Source organism: Alkalibaculum sporogenes (assembly GCF_009362815.1).
Taxonomy (GTDB): domain Bacteria; phylum Bacillota; class Clostridia; order Eubacteriales; family Alkalibacteraceae; genus Alkalibaculum_A; species Alkalibaculum_A sporogenes.
In genome coordinates this window covers 1-1,336 of record NZ_WHNX01000081.1, presented here as the reverse complement: position 1 = coordinate 1,336, position 1,336 = coordinate 1, and the positions used below count along the sequence as shown (strand labels likewise).

General features: G+C 34.4%; 1 protein-coding gene. It reads right to left on the bottom strand.

What is annotated here, in order from left to right:
- A partial coding sequence (locus GC105_RS16615) for an IS110 family RNA-guided transposase (protein WP_152807056.1) occupies positions 1 to 1,077 on the bottom strand: 1,077 nt, incomplete at its 3' end.
- Positions 1,078 to 1,336 lie beyond the last annotated feature (259 nt).

Sequence of the window (1,336 nt, the reverse complement as noted above, 5' to 3'; positions counted from 1 at the left end):
AATGGAACACCTAGCGGCTGTAAACAATACTCTTCTAGCAAAGCGAGACCCACGTTTAGACATAGAAATTTTTGTACCTTTAAAATTACCAGATTCTTTAACCGCAGGATCAAGGCCGAAGTAAGCATATAATTGTTTAGGTTTAACAAAAGCAGAAAAATCACCGATCTCGCACATCAGTGTAACAGCAGAAACAAATCCAATACCAGGGATGGTATCAATCATATGTATTTGTTTAATTAACTGATTGTCTTGATGAATCACAGTGTAATCTTTAATACTAGCAAGAATGTGATCGATCTTTTGATTGTAAAAATCAATTATATCGACATGCATTTGTATAATGTTAAAAGAAGATTCTAAGTATTTACCAAAAGATTTAGATTGAGTTGCTGCTTTAATTAATAACTCGTATTTCTTACAAGCAAATTTTGAGCCGCTTCGAGAAGATTTAGTGATAAGAGAAATCACTTCATCTTTAGGAGCAGCAAGAATATTATCAGGAGTCTTGTAAGTCTTTAAAATCAACAGAGAGGTTTTCCCTGTAATATCAGAAAAAACTTTACGGTAGCCTGGAAAACAGATACGAAGTTCTTTATGAAGCTTGTTAATATAGGCAGTTTTATCATCAACCAAGAAATAGTATTCTCTAACTAAGGCTCTTAAGTTAAGAACTAGATCAGAAGGCATTAATGATACTTTAAGATTGTAAGTATAAGCAGTTCTGGCAATACGAATTGAATCAGATTTATCACTTTTTACTTTTCTTATACCTGAATTTTTGTTAGAATCAGTAATAAGAGGGTTGAGGACAAAAACCTCAAATCCTGATTCTTTCAGGTAGTAGAAGAGTGGGAGATGGTAGATTCCCGTAGATTCTAGGAAGGTGCGAGCTTCCATAGAATAAGACTCTTCTGCTTTTTTAATTGTAGAAACAGCGTTGTTAAGGGAATCTATATTATCATGATGAATTACAAAAGGTTTAACCACAGGCTTGTGATCAGGAGTAAGTATAGAAATCCAACTAAAATCAGCACCAACGTCTATACCTACACTAATAAAGTTAAAGGTGGACATAGAAAAGCTCCTTTCAATGTAATTGTTTTTGATATAAGAGTATCCATTTTTAATCAGTGATACACAACCTAGCGTGTTACACAGGTATACCGAAATCGGTCCCAGCCAGCCAATTCATAAATCACACTGAATGGAGTAACTGTCTACGATACGGGTATAGGAAACCTTTAAGGGGTTTCTCCCTAGGGGCGAAACGTTTATCCTCTTATTCAGTAAAATAATAGCATATAAACTGATTGGTGACTATACCGGTATTTAT